The sequence below is a fragment of the Salinicola sp. RZ23 genome (assembly GCF_003206675.1).
Classification (GTDB): domain Bacteria; phylum Pseudomonadota; class Gammaproteobacteria; order Pseudomonadales; family Halomonadaceae; genus Salinicola; species Salinicola endophyticus.
The window spans coordinates 267,067-288,903 of the sequence record NZ_PZJK01000001.1 but is presented as its reverse complement, the minus strand read 5'-3'; the positions used below and the strand labels follow the sequence as shown (position 1 = coordinate 288,903).

The 21,837-nt window shown below is 67.9% G+C and carries 18 protein-coding genes; 11 read left to right on the top strand and 7 right to left on the bottom strand.

From position 1 onward, the window contains the following. Positions 1-212 precede the first annotated feature (212 nt). Positions 213-1,091 carry an SDR family oxidoreductase gene (locus tag DOM67_RS01225; protein ID WP_110673847.1) on the bottom strand — a complete coding sequence of 293 codons (879 nt, stop codon included), beginning with the start codon at positions 1,089-1,091 and terminating at the stop codon, positions 213-215. Between the two features lie 158 nt (positions 1,092-1,249). Here DOM67_RS01225 and DOM67_RS01220 point away from each other — a divergent pair, with 158 nt between their 5' ends. The 4 genes from DOM67_RS01220 (at position 1,250) to DOM67_RS01205 (ending at position 7,898) form a co-directional block, all read left to right on the top strand. Then, a complete protein-coding gene (locus DOM67_RS01220; RefSeq protein WP_110673846.1) occupies positions 1,250-2,170 on the top strand; it encodes a hydrogen peroxide-inducible genes activator in 921 nt (306 codons plus the stop codon). Further along, positions 2,167-4,245: an ATP-dependent DNA helicase RecG gene (gene recG, locus DOM67_RS01215; protein ID WP_110673845.1), complete on the top strand. Its 2,079-nt coding sequence runs from the start codon at positions 2,167-2,169 to the stop codon at positions 4,243-4,245. Before DOM67_RS01220 ends, recG begins: the two co-directional genes overlap by 4 nt. Before the next feature lie 288 nt (positions 4,246-4,533). Further along, the gene (lodA, locus tag DOM67_RS01210; RefSeq protein ID WP_110673844.1) at positions 4,534-6,534 is read left to right on the top strand and encodes a CTQ-dependent lysine 6-oxidase LodA; all 2,001 of its coding nucleotides are present in this window, start codon (positions 4,534-4,536) and stop codon (positions 6,532-6,534) included. After that, positions 6,531-7,898 (top strand): tryptophan 7-halogenase, encoded by a 1,368-nt coding sequence (locus DOM67_RS01205; protein ID WP_110673843.1) that lies wholly within the window; start codon positions 6,531-6,533, stop codon positions 7,896-7,898. The genes lodA and DOM67_RS01205 overlap by 4 nt, the downstream gene beginning before the upstream one ends. A gap of 75 nt (positions 7,899-7,973) precedes the next feature. Here the strand turns inward: DOM67_RS01205 and DOM67_RS01200 are convergent, their stop codons facing one another. Beyond that, on the bottom strand, positions 7,974-8,438 hold the full coding sequence (locus tag DOM67_RS01200; RefSeq protein WP_110673842.1) for an Lrp/AsnC family transcriptional regulator: 465 nt from the start codon (positions 8,436-8,438) through the stop codon (positions 7,974-7,976). Between the two features lie 168 nt (positions 8,439-8,606). On the opposite strand from DOM67_RS01200, the gene DOM67_RS01195 reads away from it, so the two are divergent. Then, positions 8,607-9,653 carry a zinc-dependent alcohol dehydrogenase family protein gene (locus DOM67_RS01195; RefSeq protein ID WP_110673841.1) on the top strand — a complete coding sequence of 349 codons (1,047 nt, stop codon included), beginning with the start codon at positions 8,607-8,609 and terminating at the stop codon, positions 9,651-9,653. A gap of 68 nt (positions 9,654-9,721) precedes the next feature. On the opposite strand, the gene otnC is transcribed toward DOM67_RS01195, so the two are convergent. The 4 genes from otnC to yccS form a co-directional block, all read right to left on the bottom strand. Then, positions 9,722-10,381, bottom strand: a complete 660-nt coding sequence (gene otnC / locus DOM67_RS01190; RefSeq protein WP_110673840.1) for a 3-oxo-tetronate 4-phosphate decarboxylase — start codon at positions 10,379-10,381, stop codon at positions 9,722-9,724. Beyond that, a complete protein-coding gene (gene otnK, locus DOM67_RS01185; RefSeq protein WP_110673839.1) occupies positions 10,378-11,634 on the bottom strand; it encodes a 3-oxo-tetronate kinase in 1,257 nt (418 codons plus the stop codon). Before otnK ends, otnC begins: the two co-directional genes overlap by 4 nt. A 15-nt stretch (positions 11,635-11,649) precedes the next feature. Then, positions 11,650-12,477 (bottom strand): DeoR/GlpR family DNA-binding transcription regulator, encoded by an 828-nt coding sequence (locus tag DOM67_RS01180; protein ID WP_110673838.1) that lies wholly within the window; start codon positions 12,475-12,477, stop codon positions 11,650-11,652. 195 nt (positions 12,478-12,672) lie between these two features. After that, positions 12,673-14,886 carry a YccS family putative transporter gene (yccS, locus tag DOM67_RS01175; protein ID WP_110673837.1) on the bottom strand — a complete coding sequence of 738 codons (2,214 nt, stop codon included), beginning with the start codon at positions 14,884-14,886 and terminating at the stop codon, positions 12,673-12,675. Between the two features lie 197 nt (positions 14,887-15,083). On the opposite strand from yccS, the gene DOM67_RS01170 reads away from it, so the two are divergent. Together DOM67_RS01170 and DOM67_RS01165 are read left to right on the top strand one after the other, a co-directional pair. Then, entirely contained in the window at positions 15,084-16,238 is a 1,155-nt protein-coding gene (locus DOM67_RS01170; protein WP_110674002.1) for a DUF4105 domain-containing protein, read from the top strand. Continuing rightward, positions 16,235-17,137: an oxygenase MpaB family protein gene (locus tag DOM67_RS01165; protein ID WP_110673836.1), complete on the top strand. Its 903-nt coding sequence runs from the start codon at positions 16,235-16,237 to the stop codon at positions 17,135-17,137. Before DOM67_RS01170 ends, DOM67_RS01165 begins: the two co-directional genes overlap by 4 nt. Positions 17,138-17,165: 28 nt before the next feature. Here the strand turns inward: DOM67_RS01165 and DOM67_RS01160 are convergent, their stop codons facing one another. After that, the gene (locus DOM67_RS01160) at positions 17,166-18,062 is read right to left on the bottom strand and encodes a LysR family transcriptional regulator (RefSeq protein ID WP_110673835.1); all 897 of its coding nucleotides are present in this window, start codon (positions 18,060-18,062) and stop codon (positions 17,166-17,168) included. Positions 18,063-18,210: 148 nt separating this feature from the next. On the opposite strand from DOM67_RS01160, the gene trpB reads away from it, so the two are divergent. From trpB to DOM67_RS01140, 4 genes are all read left to right on the top strand, one after another. Continuing rightward, positions 18,211-19,419: a tryptophan synthase subunit beta gene (gene trpB, locus DOM67_RS01155; RefSeq protein ID WP_110673834.1), complete on the top strand. Its 1,209-nt coding sequence runs from the start codon at positions 18,211-18,213 to the stop codon at positions 19,417-19,419. Next, positions 19,416-20,237 carry a tryptophan synthase subunit alpha gene (gene trpA, locus DOM67_RS01150; protein ID WP_110673833.1) on the top strand — a complete coding sequence of 274 codons (822 nt, stop codon included), beginning with the start codon at positions 19,416-19,418 and terminating at the stop codon, positions 20,235-20,237. The genes trpB and trpA overlap by 4 nt, the downstream gene beginning before the upstream one ends. A gap of 171 nt (positions 20,238-20,408) precedes the next feature. Beyond that, the gene (locus tag DOM67_RS01145) at positions 20,409-21,122 is read left to right on the top strand and encodes a pirin family protein (RefSeq protein WP_110673832.1); all 714 of its coding nucleotides are present in this window, start codon (positions 20,409-20,411) and stop codon (positions 21,120-21,122) included. Positions 21,123-21,216: 94 nt separating this feature from the next. Next, positions 21,217-21,822, top strand: coding sequence for a YceI family protein (locus DOM67_RS01140; RefSeq protein ID WP_110673831.1), 606 nt, complete (start codon positions 21,217-21,219; stop codon positions 21,820-21,822). The last annotated feature ends 15 nt before the right edge of the window (positions 21,823-21,837 follow it).

Genomic DNA, 21,837 nt, shown 5'->3' with positions numbered 1-21,837 from the left:
GCACAGTCTGGCGACGTCGTGTGACGCTTATTTATCTAGACAATTAAGAAGGGATGACAGCTGGGGCGGCTTCGCGGGGCACAAAAAAAGCGCCCGGAGGCGCTTTATCAGAGATTTCAGCAGGTTGAAAAAGTCCGTCATCGAATCGACATCGATTTGTCGTCGAACCGTCACAGGCAAGTGGCGGCGCGCGTCGAGCTTGCGCGCTCACCTCATGCCTTCTCCTTGGCCGGTAGAAAACCGCCCTGCTTGAGGATGTCGGCGTAGCCTTCGCGGAAGGAGGGGTAGTGGAAGGTGTAGCCCGAGGCGCGCAGGCGAGCGTTGTTGCAGCGCTTGCTCGAACGCCGACGCAGCGGTGACTGGATCACCTCCGGCGTTTCCACCTTGAGCTGCTTGGCGATCCACGCCATCACCTCGTGCAGTGGCGCCGACTCGCCGTCGCTGGCGAGGTAGATCGATTCCAGCGGCTCGTCGCGCTCGGCCATCCCGATCAGATGCGCCAGGACCCCGGCGCAGTCGTCGCGATGAATGCGGTTGGAGTACATCGGCGGGTTGGCGGCGGCGATCCGGCCCTCTTTCACCTGGCGAATCAGGCGGTCGCGGCCCGGGCCGTAGATGCCGGAGAGGCGCACCACGGTGCCTGGCAGCGTATGGTCGAGCAGCGCCTGCTCCGCTTCGCGCATCAGCGTGCCGGAGAAGCCGTTGGGCTCGGTGGGCGAGGTCTCGTCGACCTCCTCGCCGCCCTGCTGGGCGTAGACGCTGGTCGAGGAGACGAAGAACAGCCGCCTGGGCGGCGTCTCGCGCTGGGCGAACTGGGCGATCACCGCCTTGAGCCCTTCCGGGTAGGCCGCGGCGTAGGCGCTCTCTTCGAAGCGATCGGCGGTTACCGCATAGATCACGAAATCGGCATCCGGTAGCGCGGCCAGCGCCGCGTCGTCGGTGACGTCCAGCGCCACCGGCTCGATGCCGGTGCCTTCCAGCGCGCCGGCGTTGCGCCGCGCGCCGATCACGCGATGACCGGCGGCGATCAGCTGCTTGCCGAGCTGGGTGCCGATATCGCCGCAACCTAGAATTAATGTGGTTTTCTTCACCTTTCCCTGGCCTCTTGGTAAAACATCCTTGTTAATACATCCGTGAAGACACGAATGACCACGAGAGACGGTCTCAGGTCACAGACGTGGGTGACGTCTGCGGCCCTTTGCGATGATTCTCTTCTCTGCGAATTAAGGGAGCCTTTCGGTCCCACCTCATGACTCTAACAGAACTCCGTTACATCGTAACCTTGGCGCAGGAGCGTCACTTCGGCCGCGCTGCCGAGCGCTGCTTCGTCTCGCAGCCGACGCTGTCGGTGGCGGTCAAGAAGCTCGAGGAGGAGCTCGGCATCGCGCTGTTCGAGCGCTCCAAGTCCACCGTTCAGGTGACCCCGCTGGGCGAGCGTATCGTCGAGCAGGCTCACCGCGTGCTGGAGCAGGCCACGCTGATCAAGGAGATGGCCAGCGAGGGCAAGGACCAGCTGATCAGCCCGCTGCGCATCGGCGCCATCTACACCATCGGCCCCTACCTGTTCCCGCATCTGATTCCGGCGCTGTCGCGCATCGCCCCGCAGATGCCGCTCTACATCGAAGAGAGCTTTACCGGCGTGCTGCGGCGCAAGCTGCGTAGCGGCGAGCTGGATGCAATCTTCGTCGCACTGCCGTTCAACGAGCCGGATGTGGTCACCAAGACGCTCTATCAGGAGCCGTTCGAGATCCTGCTGCCGGCCGGTCACCCGTGGACCGAGCGTGCCGCGATCGACAAGGAGGATCTGCTCAAGGAGCGCCTGCTGTTGCTCGGCGAGGGCCACTGCTTCCGCGATCAGATCCTCGAGGCGTGTCCGGCGATCAACGCCCAGCTCAACAACCCCGAGAACACGCTGATCGCCGAGGGTGGCTCGCTCGAGACGATCCGCCACATGGTCGCCTCGGGGCTGGGGATCACGGTGCTGCCCAAGCTGGCCATCGGCACCAGCCACTACGAGGGTGGCCTGCTCGAGAGCCGGCCGTTCAAGGGGGACGTGCCCACGCGCAGTGTGGCCCTGGCCTGGCGCGCCAGTTTCCCGCGGCCGCGCGCGATCGACGCGCTGATCCAGGCGATCGATCAGGTTCACGGTAGCGACGTCGAGGCGGCATGAGCCTCGACGCCCCGGTCACCGAACTCGCCGGCGTCGGCGAAGCACTCGCGCTCAAGCTGGCCCGGCTGCGGATCGTCCAGATCGCCGATCTGCTGTTCCATCTGCCGCTGCGCTATCAGGATCGCACCCGGATCACCCCGATCGGCACCCTGCGGGCAGGGACCGAGGCGGTGGTCGAAGGTGAGGTGAGCGCCGCCGAGGTGATTCGCGGCCGCCGCCGCAGCCTGCTGGTGCGGCTCAAGGATGGCTCAGGCATTCTCAGCCTGCGCTTCTTCCACTTCTCGCCTGCCCAGCAGCAGCAGTTCGTCAAGGGCGTCCAGGTGCGCTGCTTCGGCGAAGCCCGCGCCGGCAGCACCGGGCTGGAGATCTACCACCCCGAGTACCGTCTGGTGCAGAGCGAAGCGCCGCCGGTGGACGAGCACCTGACGCCGATCTATCCGGCCACCGAAGGACTCGCCCAGCCGCGCCTGCGGGCGCTGATCCAGCAGGCGCTGAAGCGCCTGGCAGAGGCGCCGGACGCGCTGCCGGAGTGGATTCCGGCGACGCTGCGCCAGCGCTTTCGCCTGCCCGGCCTGATCGAAGCGCTGCGCTACCTGCACGAGCCGCCACCGGACGCCCCGCAGGAGGTGCTCGCCTCCGGGCGCCATCCGGCCCAGCGCAGGCTGGCGCTGGAGGAGCTGCTGGCGCACCAGCTGAGCCTGCGCCAGGTGCGGCTGCGCATTCAGACCGACGGTGCCCCGCGGCTCGCCGGCAGCGGCCATCTGCAGGCGCGTTTTCTGACCCAGCTACCGTTCTCGCTGACCCAGGCCCAGCGCCGCGTGCTCGACGAGATCGGGCGCGATCTCGAGCGCGAGGTGCCGATGCTGCGCCTGGTCCAGGGCGACGTCGGCTCAGGCAAGACGGTGGTCGCCGCCATGGCGGTACTGGCCGCGGTCGCCGGCGGCTGCCAGGCCGCCGTGATGGCGCCGACGGAGATTCTCGCCGAGCAGCACTTCCGCCAGTTCCGCAGCTGGCTCGAGCCGCTGGGCATCGAGGTGGGCTGGCTCGCCGGCAAGCTCAAGGGCAAGGCACGCGGCGACACCAAGGCGGCGATCGCCGATGGCCGCGCCCAGGTGGTGGTGGGCACCCATGCGCTGTTCCAGGACGACGTCATCTTCCAGCGCCTGGGCCTGGCGGTGATCGACGAGCAGCACCGTTTCGGCGTCCACCAGCGCCTGGCACTGCGCCAGAAGGGCGAGAATGGCGGCCTGACCCCGCACCAGCTGATCATGACCGCCACGCCGATCCCGCGCACCCTGGCGATGAGCGCCTACGCCGATCTCGATCTCTCGGTGATCGACGAGCTGCCACCGGGGCGCACGCCGGTGCATACCGTGGCGGTGCCCGACGAGCGCCGTATCGAGGTGATCGAGCGTATCCGCAACGCCTGCGCCGAGGGGCGCCAGGCCTACTGGGTCTGCACCCTGATCGAGGAGTCGGAAGCGCTTACCTGCCAGGCTGCGGAAGTCACCCGCGGGACCCTGACCGAAGCGCTGCCGGAACTCCAGATCGGGCTGGTCCACGGGCGCATGAAGGCCGCCGAGAAGGGCGAGGTGATGGACGCCTTCAAGCGCGGCGAGCTCGACCTGCTGGTGGCGACCACGGTGATCGAGGTCGGCGTCGACGTGCCCAACGCCAGCCTGATGATCATCGAGAACCCGGAGCGCCTGGGGCTCTCCCAGCTGCATCAGCTGCGTGGCCGAGTCGGCCGCGGACGCGTCGACAGCTACTGCGTGCTGCTCTACCACCCGCCGCTGTCGCACCACTCCCGCGAGCGCCTGGGCATCCTGCGCGACACCACCGACGGCTTCAAGGTCGCCGAGAAGGATCTCGAACTGCGCGGCCCCGGCGAGGTACTGGGTACCCGTCAGACCGGCTTGGCGCAGATGAAGATCGCCGACCTGGAGCGCGACCGCGACCTGCTCGATACCGTCACCGCGCTGGCGACGGCACTGCTCGAAGAGGCCCCCGACGTGGCGCCGGCACTGATCCAGCGCTGGCTCGGCGACGAGGCGGGGCGCTACGGGCAGGTCTAGGCGAGCCTATCCATTCCACGGTGTAAGTGATGTCTGTCTGACGCTGTAAGCCATTTCCGTCTGGCAATGTAAGCCATTTGCGCTAGACGAAATAGACAGACATCTCATGCACTTATCCGTCCTTTTACTTAGTCATTTCGCATTAGTCATTGCTATGTTTCCTCATAGCGAGTCTTCCGGCGTGGAAGGCTGACGATCGCCAGTGGCCGCTCCGACTCGCCCCGGGAGCGGTGCCGCCATACCAGGACGGCGCCGCCGACAGCAGCGAATGTGCGCAGGGAGGTCGGCATGGCCGGTCACTACGAGATCCATCCACGCATCGGCGTGGCACGCCTGGGTAACAGCCCGGACGAATTCTATCTAGCACCGGAGCGTATCGGTGGACTGCCGATCCATTGCGACGCCTCGGGCAATACCATCGATAGCGATGGCAAGCCTTCACCGGTGCGGCAGTTCAAGGACAGCATCGGCAGAATCAAGCGCCAGGCGGCCAAGTTCCAGGTCTTCGCGCGCGACGCTGAGGGCTCACGCGCGGTCTCGCTCGATGATGACGACATCGAGAAGATCGTCTGGACGGTGCACATCGCCAACAAGAAGCCGGTCTGGTACACCTTCTCCGAGCTGCAGGGCGATCTCGAGTTCGGTGCCGCCAACAGCTATGCCAACCAGCACATTCCGGTCAACAATCCCGATGTCATCGGCGACAAGGCACGCCAGCGGCTGATCATCGACCCCGGCCCGCGTCATATCGAGCACCCCGGCGACCGGATCGCCTTCTCGCGCTACAACATTCCCGACGACTACCCCTGCGGCAGCTTTCCGCCACTCAATGCCGGCGGCGAGCAGATCGACTCGCTCGGCGAGCTCCGACTCGATGATGCCGGCAACCTGATCGCTCTCAGCGGATTCGGCCAGGTCACCGGCACCGGCGATATCACCTCTTTCCGCGGCGCCGCCGGTTACTGGGACGACATCGCCGACGGTTACGTGCTCGCCACCGTGCATCTGACCAGTGGTGAGACGGTCGAGGCCGAGGCCGGCTGGCTGTTGATCGGCAGTCCCAAGTACGCCCCCGAGCTGGTCAACATCACCACGCTGTACGATACCGCCTACGACGTCGCGATCCGCCATATGAACGCCGACCCGGCGATCTACCGCGAGAACTGCGACTCCGCCAGCGCTTTTCCGAGCCACGCCGGTTACACCCCGTTGGCCGGCTACGACCCCGAGTACGAAGTCGACTACGAGACCCAGGTCAAGCCGATCATCGAACGGATGCAGGGCTATCGCTGGGTTGCCGACATCCCCTATCTCAACGACTTCGCCAACCCCGGCTTCGATCTGCGCGATGCTTCGTCAGGCAATGCCGAACATCGCTGGCGCTACTTCGGTTACTTCCGCGTGCCGGTTCTACCGCTCGATTACGCCGAGTGGATCGACAAGGTGCCCAACGGCCCCAACCAGCTGTTCTCGAACGACGGCATCCCGCTGATGCCGCTCAATTCCGGCGATAACTCGGTGACCAACCAGGGCCCCATCTACAAGTTCGAGACCCTCTCGCCGACTCAGTACTTCTTCCTGCACCAGTGGGCGGCCGGCAAGTTCCGCACTGGCGCCGCCAAACCACGCGACCTGGCCGAACGGCTCGACGAAGCCCACACCGGCAATTGCGTCGGCGCGCCCTTCTCACCCGGCATCGAAACCACCTGGATCGTGCGCAACGCCCCCATCTATCGGGCTCCGCTACAGCTCAAGCTGGCGCATCATCAGAATGGCGACGCGCACTTGCAGGCTTACTACCGGGAACACGGCCTGAGCCCCACCGCCGACGAAGCCGAGGGTCAAGGCTGTGAACCGGGCGATCTGACCAAGCGCATGGCGATCCCGTGGCAGGCCGACTTCCACGAATGCACGGTGCAGACGCCCAACATCACCAACCCGAGCATCAACCAGTTCGCCGACGGTACCGGCATCCAGGTGCCGCCGACGTTCTATGTTTACTGGTGGCCACCGCAGAGTCCCATGCACGTTGTCACCGGTGACATCGAGCCCGATGCTCAGGTGCTGGACGCGGTGGTCTCGCGCATCGACGACCAGACGGTGATCGCCGCCGGACAGCGGGTCCCCTATCAGCGCGGTATCGACTCGACCGCCGCGATCATCGCCAACTGGAGCCGGCTCGGTTTCATCGTCAATCAGGGTCCCGAGGGCTTCCCCTACTTCGTCGAGCGTGAACGTAACCATGCCGCCCTGGCGCAAGGCGTGATCCAACGCGCCTCTGCCACATGAGCCGGTCATCGGCGGCGCGGCTCTGGGATGTGGTGATCCTGGGTGGCGGGCCGGCGGGTAGTGCCGCCGGTCTCACGCTGCTGCAGCGCGACGATCTCGCCATCGCCATGGTCGAGGCCGACCACTACGACGGACCCCGTATCGGCGAGTCCCTTTCGCCGGGGGCCCGTCCCCTGCTCGACTACCTCGGTATCTGGGAGCGCTTTCGCGCCACCCAGCCGCTGGCATCGTTCGGTAGTCTCGCCGCCTGGGGCGGCGAGACACCCCAGGCGCTCGACTATCTGTTCACGCTACACGGCAACGGCTGGAGTCTCGATCGGACCGGTTTCGATCGCCTGCTGGCCGAGACGTTCCAAGAGCGTGGCGGCCGCCTGTGGCAACGGACCCGCTTACGGGCTGCGCAACGTCTACCGTCGGGGGAGTGGCAACTGCAGCTGCATGGGGAAGAGACGAGTCCGCGTTCGCTGCGCACCCGATTCCTGATCGACGCCACCGGGCGCAGCGGACGCCTTGCACGCCACATCGGCACGGTCCGCTGCCACGAGGACCGGCTGGTCGGCGTCGCGCGTATCGCACAGTTGCCGGAGACAGCCGCGATCCCGTCGGCCATCCATGTCGAGGCATGCGATGACGGCTGGTGGTACGCGGCCCCCTTGCCGGAGCGCCGTCTGGTGGTGGTGGCGATGAGCGATGCCGATCTGATCGGTGAACGGCGGCTGACCGACGCTCAGTGCTGGCAGCAACGGCTGGCAGCGATGCCAATGATCGCGCCGCTGACCGAGGGGGTGCGTTTCACCACGCCCCCACGCGGTTTTCCCGCACACACCTCGCGTCTCGTCGCCCCAGGGGGCGACGGCTGGGTCGCCGTCGGCGATGCGGCCACGGCACGCGACCCCCTGTCCTCGACGGGCATTCCCTATGCACTGGGCAGCGGCATCCACGGCGCCCTGGTCGCGGTCAATGCCTTGACCCACAACGCCGACATGCTACCCAGTTACGCGCGGAGCCTGAACGATGACTACCAGCAATACCTGAACTCACGCTGGAACATCTACCGCCGCGAAACGCGCTGGCCGGACCAGCGGTTCTGGCAACGCCGGCGCACCCGGGTCGAGCTGGACCCCATGACGCCCCTGTCCGACGTGGCGCCGGCGACCCGGCTCGATGCAACCAACCCGGTGCATCTGACACCTGGCCAGGCGCGGGCCCTGCTCGCCCACTGTCGATCGGGCGCTTCCTCCCACCAGGTGGTCCGCGATTTTGCCGAGTGCCATCCGGAACTGCCCGATCAACGCATCATTCTCGGCCTGCAGGAGCTGGCCGAGGCGGGATTGGTCACGCTGGAGCGAGCCGTGGCGTCATGACGGGCGGGCGTTCTCGGCCGGGTTTTGGCCGCTGGGCAGGCGGCGGGCGTAGCGGCAGCGATACGGCGCGACGTCTCAGCCCAGCGGCAGCCGGTTGGTCGACTTCACCTCGCGCAGCGACAGGCTGGAGCGGATATTGGTCACCCCCGGCAGCCGCCGCAGCTCGCGCTCCACGAACCGGCTGTAGTCGTCCAGATCCTTGGCCACGATGATCAGCAGGAAGTCGTCATCGCCGGTGGTGTTGTGGCAGGCGAGAATATTGGGGCTGGCGTTGACGATGCGCTCGAACGTCGCCACCGAGCCGGCATGGTGCTCCGAGCAGTTGAGCTGGACGAAGGCCAGCACCCCCAGCCCCAGCCGCTTGCGATCCAGGTTGGCCTGATAGCCGGTGATCAGCTTCTCCTCTTCCAGCCGCTTGAGCCGCCGCCAGCAAGGCGTCTCGCTCAATGCCAGGCGCTCGGCCAGCTTGGCGTTGGTCATGCGGCCATCCTGCTGGAGCAGATCCAGCAGGCGCAGGTTGATGTCATCCAGCGGCTTCAAGGAAAGATCCTTCTCTATTTTGGCGATTCGATAAAACAAGCTTGCCACCTGGCCACGATAGGGGGAAATAACGCAAAGCTATTTCGGCCATCCGCGGTAGCCTGTCTCACAGGGTCGGCCATTGTTCGCGCCGCGTCTCTCCCACTCTCCAGCGTACGAGTCATCGCCATGAAAGCCGTGGTCTTCGAAAGCTTCCAGACACCCCCCAGTATCCAGACCGTGCCCGATCCCTCACCCGAGCCCCACGGCGTGGTGGTGCGGGTGGGGGCGTCGGGGCTGTGCCGCAGCGACTGGCACGCCTGGATGGGGCACGACAGCGACATCGTGCTGCCCCACGTCCCCGGACACGAGCTGGCCGGCACCATCGTGGCGGTGGGCAAGGAGGTGACCCGCTGGCAGCCGGGGGCGCGGGTCACCGTGCCCTTCGTCAGCGGCTGCGGCGCCTGCCACGAGTGCCGCAGCGGCCACCAGCAGGTGTGCCACCATCAGGTGCAGCCCGGTTTCACCCAGTGGGGCTCCTACGCCGAGTACACCAGCCTGCAGCATGCCGATCTCAACCTGGTCGCGCTGCCCGAGAGCATGGACTTCGCCACCGCCGCAGGCCTCGGCTGTCGTTTCGCCACCGCCTTCCGCGCGGTGGTCGATCAGGGCCGGGTCAGCGGCGGGCAGTGGGTCAGCGTCTACGGCTGTGGTGGGGTCGGCCTCTCGGCGATCATGATCGCCAGCGCCCTGGGTGCCCAGGTGGTAGCGGTGGATATCGACGACGCCAAGCTGCGCCTGGCCCAGGCGCTCGGCGCCACGGCGACGCTGAATGCCAAGCAGTGTGCGGATGTCGTCGAGGCGGTCCGCGAACTGAGCCAGGGCGGTGCCCACGTCTCCCTGGATGCGCTGGGCAGCCAGCTCACCTGCCAGAACTCGATCCTGAGCCTGCGCACCCGGGGCAAGCATGTGCAGGTGGGGCTGATGGCGGGGGATCAGCAGTCGCCGCCGCTGCCCATGCACCGGGTCATCGCCGAGGAGCTGGAGATTCTGGGCAGCCACGGCATGCAGGCGCACCGCTACGGCGCCATGCTCGACATGGTCCGTCACGGCCGCCTCGACCCGGCGCGGCTGGTCGGCCAGCGTATTGGCCTGGCCGAGGCGCCGGCGGCGCTGATGGAGATGGATTCGTTTCAGGGTGTGGGGGCCACGGTGATCACCGATTTTTCGTCGTAGACGGGTGCCACCAATCGCCTGCGCCCGTTGGGCGCAGGCATGTCCTTCCCCTCTTCTACTTCTCCTGCTCAGCTCTCCCACTCGGCGCCGAACACCTCCTTGAGCTCCTCGATCTGCGACCGGGTGAGCTCGCGGTAGGGCTTGTCGCGCAGCAGCAGATAGAGCTTGGCGGTCTCCTCCAGCTCCTCGGCGGCGCTGACCGTGGCGTCGAGCGTCTTGCCGGTCACCACCGGGCCGTGATTGGCCAGCAGCACGGCGGCGTGCTTGGGCGCGTAGCGGGCGATGTCGTCACCCAGCCGCACATCGCCGGGGCGGCGGTACGGCAGCAGCGGCAGGTTGCCGATGCGCATCACGAAGTAAGGGGTGATCGGCGGCAGCGCGTTGTGTGGGTCGAGATCGTCGAGACAGGCCACCGCGCTGGAGTAGCTCGAGTGCAGGTGGACGATCGCCTGCGCCGCCGGCCGATGGCGGTAGTACGCCAGATGGAAGAAGTACTCCTTGCTCGGCGGCTCGCCGCCGAGATGGTTGCCTTCCCAATCGAGCAGGCTGATCTCTTCCGGCTCGAGTTCACCCATGCAGGAGTTGGTCGGCGTGCACAACCAGCGCTGCTCGTCGAGGCGCACGCTGATATTGCCGCTGGTCCCCGGACTCAGGCCGCGGGCATAGAGGCGCTGGCCCAGGGTGGCGATGCGCTGGCGTAACTGATGTTCGGTGGTGGCGTCGCTCATCGAATGATCTCCCAGGCGCTGGTGAACATCTCGGGGGCACCGAAGTTGCCCGACTTCAGCGCCAGATGGATATCGCCCTCGGCGGTGGTGGCATGGGTCCAGGGAACCCCAGGGGCGATCTCGGGGCCGATACGCAGCGCCGCGATCCCCAGCGCCTGCACGATCGCCCCGGAGGTCTCGCCGCCAGCGACGATCCACTGGCGCACGCCCTGGGCGAGCAGACGCTCGGCCAGCGTCGCCAGGGCGCGCTCGATCAGCGCACCGGCGGCCTCGACCCCGAGCTGCGCCTGGGCCGCCTCGACCGCCTCGGGCCGGGTATCGCTGTGGATCAGCAGCGGCGTGTCGCCGAGCTGCGGCGCGGCCCAGGCCATGACCGCGTCGAGGGTGGCGTCGAAGGCGTCTGCCAGGCGCTGCGGATCGAGGGTGTAGGTGGGCAGGCGCGCAGTGGCGTGCTCGATCTGCTCGCGGGTGCGCCGCGAAGCGCTGCCGGCCAGGATCACCGCACTGCCCTGAACCGGCGGCAGCTGGCCAGGGTCGGCGACTGCCGGCTGGTAGAGCGCGCCGAGGCCGAGCGCCAGCCCGGAGCCGCCGGTGACCAGCGGCAGATGGGCGCTGGCACGGGCCAGGGTGGTGAGCTGGGCATCGTCCAGGGTATCGGTGACGATCAGCGGCCGCCCCTCAGCGATCAGCTGGTCGATCCGCTCACGCGTGGCCGCCTCGCCGCGGCTCAGGCAGGCGTGGTCGACCAGGCCGGTGGCGGCCTGGGTCTGACGCCCCAGCCAGCGTACCAGGTCGGCGTCGTGCATCGGGTTGAGCGGATGCTGCTCCATGCCGCTGTCGTTGAGCAGGCGGTCGCCCACGAACAGATGCCCCTGATAGACCGTGCGCCCGGTGGCGGGAAACGCCGGGCAGAACAGCGTGCCATCGACACCCAGCGCATCCATCAGCGCCTCGGCCACCGGCCCGATGTTGCCTGCCGGGGTGGAGTCGAAGGTGGAGCAGTACTTGAAGTAGAACTTCTCGCAACCCTGGCGGCGCAGCCACTCCAGCGCCGCCAACGACTGGGAGACGGCGTCCGCGGCGGGGATGCTGCGCGACTTCAGCGCGACGACGACCGCATCGACCGCCTCGTTCGGGCTTTCGCTATCGGGCACGCCGATGACCTGGCGGGTACGAAACCCGCTCTTGACCAGATTGTTGGCGAGGTCGGTGCCGCCGGTGAAATCGTCGGCGATACAGCCAATCAGAGGCATCGTGGGGCTCCTGGGCTAGCGGTTGAGAAGCGGATCGGTATGGGGCGGCGCGGCGTGCTCGGCTGCGGACGGCTCGGTGACGGGCACGCAGCTCAGCGCGATGCCGCGCTCGGCCAGCGCCTGGCGCGCCGGTGACGGTAACGCCTCATCGCTGACGATGAGATCGAACGCCTCCAGCGAGCAGGCGCGGAAGCGCCCGAAGCGGCCGTACTTGGCGCTGTCGGCGAGCAGCACCCGCCGCGCGGCACTGCGTAACAGCTGCTGCTTGACCACCAGCTTGGCCTCGTCCGGCGTGGTCATGCCGCGTTCGAGATCCCATGACGAGGAGCTGAAGAAGGCCTGGTCCAGATTGACCCCGCTCAAATACGCCGCCACCGCCGGCCCCACAGTGGCGTGGTTGTCGGGATCGACCCGGCCGCCGGCGTGGTGCAGCTCGATCTGCGGATAGCCGGCGAGCAGCGCGCTGATCTGGAAGTTGTTGGTGATCACGCACAGCTGGCGATGGCCAGTGAGCAGCGCCGCCATCTCGTAGAGGGTGGTCCCGGCATCCAGATAGATGGTCTGCCCCTCCTTGACCAGCGCGGCGGCGTGGCGGGCAATGGCGCGCTTGGCCGCGGTGTTGGTGGCGGCCTTGTGCGGCCAGGCGGGCTCGCGGTGGAGCGCCGCCACCCGACGCACGCCGCCGCTGACCGCGAGCACCCGCCCCGCCTGTTCGAGACGCTGGATATCGCGGCGCACGGTCATGTGCGAGACCTCGAGATAGGTGGCGAGCTCCGCGATGGCGAGTTCGTTATGGGTGTCGAGCAGGTCGAGCAACTGCTGGCGGCGCTGGCTGGGAATCACGAGCGGCCCTCGAGAGCGGATGATGTATTTTGTGAAAAATTCACAAAAATGATCAAGAGCGCTCATGCTCGGGCCAGCAGGGGCGAATGTCAAATGCCAGCGCGCGCGATGTCGGTACAGGCGAGCGCGCCGGCGAGAGAGATCGATGGGGACACCCCCGGGGCGCGCAGGGCGAGCGCGCGGCGGGGCTTGGCTTCAGTCTGGAGCGGAGGTAAGCGAGGCAGTCTCGGCGGGCCGTGCTACCAGACGTTCGGCGGCGTCGTGCAGCGGCGTCAGTTGGCGCGCGATGTGCAGCAGCTGGCCCTGGATCAGGCGGCGCTCGTCGTCGGCGTCGTCCTGGGCGCTGGTCGGCTCGCGCTCGAACACCGCCATCAGTTCGGCCTGCACGGCCTTGGTGTCGGGGGGTGTCTCGCGTGCCGCCAACCGCGCCGCCAGCGCATCGAAGCGATCCGCCAGAGTGCGCGCGGCGGTGTAGAGTTCGGCATCCTGTGCACTGGCGCTGACACTGCCGCGGTGGGCCCCCAGCGCCGAGAGATAACCGAGCAGGGTGTGCGAGGCGACCAGGAAGCGGAAGCCCTCGTCGGCATCCTTCTTCCGGTAGTGGCCCGGCTCCTGGAGCATGTTGGAGAGCACCGTGGAGAGTGCGGCGTCGGCGTTGTGGGCATTGCGCCGCGCCAGACGATAGGCGAGATCGTCCTGCTTGCCGCTCTCGTACTGGTGGATGATTTCGCGCAAATAGGCGGTGCTGTTGGCAAGCGCCGTCGAGGCCACCTTGTGCAGCCGCCGCCCCTGCCAGTCGGGCAGGATCAAGAATACCGCCAGGCCCGAGATCAGCGCGCCGATGAGCGTGTCGAACAGCCGCGGCATGATCAGGTCGAAGCCGTCGCCGACCTGATTGAAGCTCGCCAGCACCAGGGTGGTGATGGCGGCGGTGGCGACCACATAGTGCTTCTCGCGATTGGCGAAGAACACCACCCCCGCGGCGATCGCGATCAGTGACTGCATGAGCGGTTCGACGAACAGACTGATCAGCGCCCAGCCGGTCACCAGCCCGAGCACGGTCCCGACGATACGCTGATACAGAAAGCGCCGGGTGGCGCCGAAGTTGGGCCGGCACACGAACAGCGTGGTGAGCAGGATCCAGTAGCCCTGGGTGGGATGGATCAGGTGCAGCACGCCGTAGCCCAGCAGCAGCGCGGTGGAGAGCCGCAGCGCGTGACGGAACAGTGGCGAGCCCGGTGTCAGGTTGAGGCGCACCCGCTCCCAGGCGTCCTTGAGGCTGCGCGGCGAGCGGTTGAACAGGCTCGCGTCCTGCTGGTCGGCCACCATGTCGGGGTTGTGGGCGCGGGAGAGCTGGTCCTCCAGCGTCGCCAGGTTGCGCCCCAGCGCCTGCAGCGAGCGCAGCAGCGGGGTCCAGGCGGGGTTGCGCTGGGCGCGCAGATAGACGATCGAGGCGCGCAGATCCTCCAGTGCCTGCTCGCTCAGGCCGTGGTCGAACGGCTGGCGCAGCAGCAGCGCCTTGGCCAGCCGCTTGCACGCCCGCCCCTGCTGGTCGAGCAGACGTTGGCAGCGGAACAGCACGTCATGGTGAAAGAAGGTCTCGGCCAGCGCCGAATAGGGGTAGTGCGAGGCACTGACGCGCTCGTGGATGTCCTGGGCGATGAAGTAGAGACGCAGGTAGCGATTGAGCTTGCGGTTGGCGCGCTGGCCTTCGAGACGCCGGAAGATCATCTCCTTGGCCTGGTTGAGCGCCATCACCACGCGCCCGTTCTGGCGCGCCAGCTCGACCCGGCGAGCCTCGACGTCGAGCCCGCGCAGCGGTTCGAACAGCGTCGCCTTGATGATCAGGTAGGTACCCAGCTCACGGTAGAGCTGGGCCATGCTCTGCTTCACCGGCTGGCGCGAGAAGAGCAAACACCATATCACCGAGATGACCCCATACCAGGCCGCCCCGGCCACCAGCAGCAGCGGCTGGAGCCAGATATCCTCGTTGGTGCCGCCGTGCTGTTCGATGTTGATCATCGAATAGACCGAGAGGATCAGGGTCGCCGAGCCGATGGTGGCGTAGCGCTGCTCGACCGCGCCGAGCATGACGAGGACGAACGCCGAGAGCGCCAGCCCCGGCGCGAACAGCCATGGCCACGGGAACAGCACCTCGACGCTGAGCGAGGCGACGAAGAAGCAGACCAGGATCACCAGCAGCGCCCGTACTCGCCCCTCCCAGCTGTCGTCGGTCTCGGCCAGGGCGCTGGCGATGATGCCCAGGAACAGCGGAATGGCGAGCCCGATCTGGTCCTGCTGCCAGCTCAGCGCCATGGCGCCACTGAAGGCCATGAACACGCGCAGGCTGTAGGCGAACTTGTCGAGGGTCCACAGGCGGCGCAGGGAGTGGGAAAGCGAGTCAGAGATTGCGGCGGCTCCAGCAGGATAGTGATGTTCACACGATAGCCTGTCGGGGCATCGGACAGGCCGAGATTAGACTTTAGTATAACGCCTCTTGGCCTATGGACGGCAACGCCCTGCGCTTCCCTCCGCGCCGGGAGTCCGGCACCATCGTGGTGCGCCCGCCACGCCGGGCGGCCCTAGAACAGGAACCCCTGCCCCACATGCCAAGACAGACCTCTCGGAACCTGAGCGCCCCCGCCTCCCGAGCGCGCCGACTGCTGCGCGGCGCAGGCCATCTCCTGCGCGCGCTGGCGCTGCTGCTGGTCATCGCCTGGGGCGCCCTGGCGCTGCACTTCTCACTGCCGGGGCCGCGCCCGCTGGTGCTGGGTATCATCGCCCTGTGGCTGGCGCTCGGCCTCGCCGCCCTGCTCGCCCCGGCCTGGCGCCGCTATCGGCCGCGGGGCATCTCGACCCCGCAGCCACCCGCGCAGCGCCACCTTGGGCTGGAGCGCGCGAGTGTCGCCACGCGCCTCGCCTTTGCCCTGGCGCTGCTGGTCGTGGTCGTCTGGTGGCAGCAACTGACGCCCCGCAACGACCGCGACTGGGCACCGGACGTGGCGCACCAGCTGGTGGTCGAGCGCCACGGCGACCGGGTGCACCTCGACAACGTGCGCGACTTCGAGTGGCTCACCCCGGATCTCGCCCGAGTGCGCTGGGAGAGCCGCGATTACGATCTCGCGCAACTGTCGAGCGTCGACATGATCGTCTCCTACTGGATGGGCCCGGCGATCGCCCACACCTTGGTCAGCTTCGGCTTCGACGATGGCCGTCACCTCACCTTCTCGGTGGAGATCCGCCGCGAACGCCACGAAGCGTTCTCGATCGCGGGCGGCTTCTTCAAGCAGTTCGAGCTCAATCTGGTCGCCGCCGACGAGAACGATATCCTGCGCCTGCGCAGCAATGTCAGAGGCGAAGACGTCTATCTCTACAGCGTGGCGCTCACCCCGGCGGCGCGGCGCGAGCTGTTCCTGGCCTATCTCGACGAGGCCGAGCGGCTGCACGCAGAGCCCGCGTTCTACAACACCCTGACCAGCAACTGCACCACCATCGTCTTCGACATGGTCGCCCGGATCGTCGACGGCCTGCCACGCGACCCGCGGCTGATCCTCTCCGGCTATCTGCCCGGCTATGTCCATGATGTCGGCGGCCTGGCCCAGGGCGTACCGCTGGAAACGCTGCGCCAGCGCGGCTATATCAATCCGCGCGCCCAGGCGGTGCCCTACACTGAGGGCAGCCTGGCCTTCTCGAAGGCCATCCGCACCGGCGTGCCGAGCGCCACGCCACCCACCGACGACGACATCGAGCGAGCCCCATGAGCGCGCCGTTCACGCCCCTGCGCGACGCTATCGAAAAGCGCATCAGCCATCTGACCGGGCGCACACTCGGCGGGGTCGACTATACCCAGCCCAAGGGCGACCCGGGGCTGTTCGGCCCCGATACCGTGGCCTGGCGGGTGCACGGCGACTTCACCTCGATGATGTGCGGCGGCATCAGCGCCCTGCTGCTGCAGATGCTGCACCCGCTGGCGCTGGCCGGGGTGTGGGATCACTCCAACTTCCGCCACGACATGATCGGCCGCCTGCGCCGCACCAGCCAGTTCATCGCCGTGACCACCTTCGGCTCCCACGACGACGCCGAGCGCGTGCTCGAGCGGGTGCGCCGGGTGCATGCCGGGGTGCAGGGGACGAGCGCCGATGGCCGCGCCTATGCCGCCAGCGATCCGGCACTGCTCACCTGGGTCCATGTGGCCGAGATGAGCCGCTTTCTCGCCGCCCACCTGCGCTATCGCAATCCGCGCCTGGCGCTGGCCGAGCAGGATCGCTACTTCGCCGAGACCGCCCGCGTGGCGGAGGCGCTGGGCGCGACCCAGGTGCCCACCAGCCGCGCGGCCATCGACGCCTACCTGCAGCATCAGCGCCGCTATCTGGTGTGCGATGCACGTACCCGCGAGGTGATCGAGATCCTGCTTCACGCGCTGCCGCCGAGCCCACTGGTCAAACCGGTGGGAGCGCTGTTCATGCGCGCCGGCATCGACCTGCTGCCGCCCTGGGCCGCCACTCTGCTGAGTCTCGAGCTCGCCACGGCGGAGCGCCGCGCGGTGCGTGGCGGCATCCGCACCATCGCCCCGGTGATGCGCTGGGCGGTGCGCAATGGCTCCTACCGCCGCGCCATGGAGCGCATGCAGGCTCGCGAGCAGGCGCGTCAGCCGCGCTGAGCGCCGTTGGCATGCGTCACCCGGCGCGTCAGCCCGCTGCCAGCTCCCGCGCCAGCCACGCCGCCAGGTGCTCGCCGCGCCGCCGCTCGCGCCCCGGAGCGAGCCACAGCCCCAGCGCGGCGTCGGTCTCCAGCGCCGGCCAGGGCGCGACCAGCCGCCCCTGGGACAGATCGCTCGCCACCAGCAGCTCGGGGGCGATGGCCACTCCCAGCCCCGCCAGCGCCGCCTCCAGCAGATAGTAGAGATGCTCGAAGGTGCGCCCGCGCTGGCGCGCCGCGGCCAGCGTCGTCGGCTCGACGCCCATCGCCGCAGCCCACTGCGGCCACGCCTGGGGCCGTGAGGCGGTATCCAGCAGCGTGGCCTCCCCCAGCATCGCGGCCGCCGTGTGGTGGGACGTATGCGCCCATACCGCCGGCGTGGCCACGGCGACGATACGCTCGGACTGGAGCGGAAACACCGCGATATCCTCCGGCCACGGCGGCGCGGCAAAGCGCAGCGTGGCGTCGATATCGTCGCGCCGCGGATCGAGCTCCCCCTCACTGGAGACCACGCGCAGACGCAGCGCCGGCAGATCGGCATTGAGCCGGTCGAGCCGTGGGATCAGCCAGCGCGCCAGCAGGCTGCCGGGGCAGGCCAGGGTGAAGGGCTGGCTCTCGAGCTGGCGCGAGAGAGCGTCACAGCCGGCCGCGAGGCGGGCAAAAGCCTCACGGATCGACGGCTGCAGCAGGCGCCCATGGGCAGTGAGCGCAAGCCCACGTCCCGACTTGTCGAACAGCGGCGTGCCGAAGTGGGCTTCCAGCGTGCGCAGTTGGCGGCTGACCGCGCCGTGGGTGACATGCAGCGCCTCGGCGGCGGCGGTGACACTGCCCAGCCGGGCCACCGCGTCGAAGGCACGCAGCGCATTGAGCGACGGTAGCGATGTCATGGCGATCCTCGGTCGACAAGCCCGCCCGCGAGGGTTCCCGTGGGCGCCACTGCGTGAGATTTTCTCACAGATCAGCGAGAGTTTATCGATTTTTTCCGCACGCGCACCCGGCTAACGTGGATGCCATGACGCCAACCGGAGCCCCGCGATGACAGACTATCCCGACATTCATGGCTTTTTCGGCGGCAGCGACGGCTACGGCGGGCGCTACGTCGCCGAGACGCTGATGTCGCTGATCGGTGAGATCGAAGCCGCCTACGACAGCGCCCGCCAGGACCCCGACTTCAACGCCGAGCTGGCAGCGCTGCAGCGCGACTACGTCGGCCGCGCCACGCCGCTCTATCTGGCCGAGCGGCTGAGCGCCCACGCCGGCGGTGCGCAGATCTATCTCAAGCGCGAGGATCTCAACCACACCGGCGCGCACAAGATCAACAACGCCCTCGGCCAGGCGTTGCTGGCCCGGCGCATGGGGCGCACCCGGCTGATCGCCGAGACCGGCGCCGGCATGCACGGGGTGGCGGTGGCCACGGTGGCGGCGCGTCTGGGCCTTACCTGCACCATCTACATGGGTGCCAAGGATATCCAGCGCCAGCAGCCCAACGTGCAGCGCATGCGCCTGCTCGGGGCCAAGATCGTGGCGGTGGAGAGCGGCACCGCGACGCTCAAGGACGCCATGAACGATGCCCTGCGCGCCTGGGTCGCCAGCGTCGAGGACACCTTCTACGTCATCGGCACGGTGGCCGGCCCGGCGCCCTACCCGCGCATGGTGCGCGACTTCCAGTCGGTGATCGGCCGCGAGGCGCGGGCGCAGATCATCGAGAAGACCGGGCGCCTGCCCCACAGCCTGATCGCCTGTGTCGGCGGCGGCTCCAACGCCATGGGGCTGTTCCACCCCTTCCTCGATGACCCGGTGGCACTGATCGGCGTCGAGGCCGGCGGTGAAGGGGTGGAGAGTGGACGCCACGCGGCCAGCCTGAACGGCGGCAGCCCCGGGGTGCTCCACGGCAATCGCACCTATCTGCTGCAGAACGCCGACGGCCAGATCCAGGATGCCCACTCGATCTCCGCCGGGCTCGACTATCCCGGCGTCGGCCCCGAGCACGCCTGGCTCCACGACAGCGGGCGCGCCCGCTATGTCAGCATCACCGACACCGAAGCGCTGGCGGCGGTCGCACTGTGCTGCCGCCTGGAGGGCATCCTGCCGGCGCTGGAGTCGGCCCACGCACTGGCCGAGGCGACCCGGATGGCCGCCGAGCTGCCGCCCGAAGCGGCGCTGGTGGTCTGCCTGAGCGGCCGCGGCGACAAGGACATGGCCACCATCATCGAGCATCTACCCGCGCAGGAGGCAGACCTATGAGCCCGCACGATCTCACCCCGCCGTCGCGCCTGCAGGCGCGCTTCGCCACCTGCCAGGCAGAGCAGCGCGCCGCGCTGGTGACCTACGTCATGGCCGGCGACCCGGACCTCGCCAGCAGCCAGGCACTGCTGTCACAGCTGCCCGCCGCCGGCGCCGATATCATCGAGCTGGGCATGCCGTTCAGCGACCCCATGGCCGACGGCGAGGCGATCCAGCGCGCCGGCCAGCGTGCCCTCGGCGACGGCCAGACCCTGACCCGCACCCTCGCCATGGTGAGAGAGTTCCGGCGCCAGGACACCACCACCCCGCTGGTCCTGATGGGCTATCTCAACCCGATCCAGTGCTACGGCGAGACGCGCTTTCTTACCGATGCCGCCGCCGCGGGAGTGGATGGCCTGATCGTGGTCGACCTGCCGCCGGAGCACGGCGCCGGATTCACCGCCCGGGCCCGGGATCTCGGCCTGGCGCGGATTCCGCTCGTCGCCCCGACCACCCCGGCCTCTCGGCTACCGGCGCTGCTCGCCCAGGGCGACGGCTTCGTCTACCGCATCGCCTACAACGGCATCACCGGACGCGCCGGTGGCGCCCCCAGCGGCGATATGACGAGCGCCCTGGCCCAGCTGCGCGAGCACACCGCACTGCCGCTGGCGGTGGGCTTCGGTATCCGCGATGGCGACGCCGCGGCCGCGGTCGCCGGGGTCGCCGACGCAGTGGTGGTGGGCAGCGCCCTGGTCGAGCGCCTGGACACGCAGGGGCCGGAGGGAGCCCTGGCGCTGGTGCGCGAGCTGGCAGCGAGCATGAAACGTAGCGCGGGCTGAGGCTCGGCTCTGTACAAAAACGGCCAGCACGCGTCGCACGGCGTCGGCTGAAACCATTCTATTACTTAGGATGAAACAGGCGATAAAACGCGCTTTTATACCAAAAAATAGAATCTAGACTCTCTCCAACGGTGCCGACCCGCGTGTCGGCCCTCTTTCAGGAGAGACGCCATGTTGACGATCCGACGCAGCGACGAACGCGGCTATGCCGACCACGGCTGGCTCAAGAGCTTCCACTCGTTCTCCTTCGCGGGCTACCACGACCCGCAGTACGTCCACTTCAGCGTCCTGCGGGTGATCAACGAAGATCGCGTGGCACCGGGGCAGGGCTTCGGCCAGCACGGTCACCGCGACATGGAGATCTTCTCCTACGTCCTCAGCGGCGAGCTGGCCCATCGCGACACCCTGGGCAACGGCTCCGCGATCGGCCCCGGCCGGGTACAGATCATGACCACCGGCACCGGGGTCGAGCACAGCGAATTCAACCACTCCGCCAGCGACCCGGTGCACTTCCTGCAGATCTGGCTGTTTCCGCGTGCACGCGATCTCGAACCGCGCTACGCCGAGAAGGATTTCACCGCCGCCGACAAGCGCGGCCGGCTGTGCCTGATCCTGTCGCCGGACGGCCGCGACGGCTCGCTCACCCTGCAGCAGGATGCCTGCATCTACGCCGCGCTGTTCGATGGCGACGAGCGCGCCGAGCTGGCCCTGGGCGCGGATCGTCAGGCCTACGTGCACCTGGTGCGGGGCGCACTGACGATCAACGGCACCCGGCTGACGGGCGGCGATGCGCTGATGCTGACCGACGAACCGACGGTGACGCTCGCACAGGGCGAGGACGCCGAAGTGCTGGTGTTCGATCTGCCGGTGATCAGTGCCGCCTGACGGCAGGCAACCCATGGGACGCGCCGCTCGGGCGCGTCTGTCTCCCCACACGCATTCCCTTCACTAGGCTTTGTCCAACCCCAGGAGTCACTCCATGTCTTACCGTAACCTGCGCCAATCCCTGACCCTGACCGCCGCGCTGCTCGCCGGCGCCACCAGTGCCAGCGCCCTGGCCGATAGCGTCACCTACCAGATGGACCCGATGCACACCAGCGTGGTGGCCTCCTGGAGCCACTTCGGCTTCTCCCACCCCACGGCGAGCTTCTCCGACGTCAAGGGCACGATCCACTTCGACCGCGATGCGATCGCCGACTCCAGCGTGGAGGTGAGCATCCCGGTCAAGACGGTGGACACCCGCGTGCCGGCGCTGAACCAGGAGTTTCTGGGCGAGAACTACTTCGATGTTGCGCAGTACCCAGACGCGACCTTCAAGAGCACCCGCATCGAGGCCACCGGCGATGATCACTACGACGTGCATGGCAAGCTGACCATCAAGGGCGAGACCCATCCGGTGGTGCTCCACGCCACCCTCAATCAGGTCGGCGAGCACCCCATGGCCAAGGTGCCGGCGCTCGGCTTCGACGCCGAGACGACCATTCAGCGCAGCGACTACGGGCTCGACCAGTACGTGCCCAACGTCAGCGACGCGATCCACATCCGCATCTCGAGCGAAGCCGAGGCCGGCGGCAGCGACAGCTGATACGCACGTCTATCG

Excerpts from the sequence above, each read along its gene's own strand:
- DOM67_RS01220 (WP_110673846.1), top strand. The coding sequence starts at position 1,250 with ATGACTCTAACAGAACTCCGTTACATCGTAACCTTGGCGCAGGAGCGT.
- recG (WP_110673845.1), top strand. The coding sequence starts at position 2,167 with ATGAGCCTCGACGCCCCGGTCACCGAACTCGCCGGCGTCGGCGAAGCA.
- lodA (WP_110673844.1), top strand. The coding sequence starts at position 4,534 with ATGGCCGGTCACTACGAGATCCATCCACGCATCGGCGTGGCACGCCTG.
- DOM67_RS01205 (WP_110673843.1), top strand. The coding sequence starts at position 6,531 with ATGAGCCGGTCATCGGCGGCGCGGCTCTGGGATGTGGTGATCCTGGGT.
- DOM67_RS01195 (WP_110673841.1), top strand. The coding sequence starts at position 8,607 with ATGAAAGCCGTGGTCTTCGAAAGCTTCCAGACACCCCCCAGTATCCAG.
- otnC (WP_110673840.1), bottom strand. The coding sequence starts at position 10,381 with ATGAGCGACGCCACCACCGAACATCAGTTACGCCAGCGCATCGCCACC.
- otnK (WP_110673839.1), bottom strand. The coding sequence starts at position 11,634 with ATGCCTCTGATTGGCTGTATCGCCGACGATTTCACCGGCGGCACCGAC.
- DOM67_RS01170 (WP_110674002.1), top strand. The coding sequence starts at position 15,084 with ATGCCAAGACAGACCTCTCGGAACCTGAGCGCCCCCGCCTCCCGAGCG.
- DOM67_RS01165 (WP_110673836.1), top strand. The coding sequence starts at position 16,235 with ATGAGCGCGCCGTTCACGCCCCTGCGCGACGCTATCGAAAAGCGCATC.
- DOM67_RS01160 (WP_110673835.1), bottom strand. The coding sequence starts at position 18,062 with ATGACATCGCTACCGTCGCTCAATGCGCTGCGTGCCTTCGACGCGGTG.
- trpB (WP_110673834.1), top strand. The coding sequence starts at position 18,211 with ATGACAGACTATCCCGACATTCATGGCTTTTTCGGCGGCAGCGACGGC.
- trpA (WP_110673833.1), top strand. The coding sequence starts at position 19,416 with ATGAGCCCGCACGATCTCACCCCGCCGTCGCGCCTGCAGGCGCGCTTC.
- DOM67_RS01145 (WP_110673832.1), top strand. The coding sequence starts at position 20,409 with ATGTTGACGATCCGACGCAGCGACGAACGCGGCTATGCCGACCACGGC.
- DOM67_RS01140 (WP_110673831.1), top strand. The coding sequence starts at position 21,217 with ATGTCTTACCGTAACCTGCGCCAATCCCTGACCCTGACCGCCGCGCTG.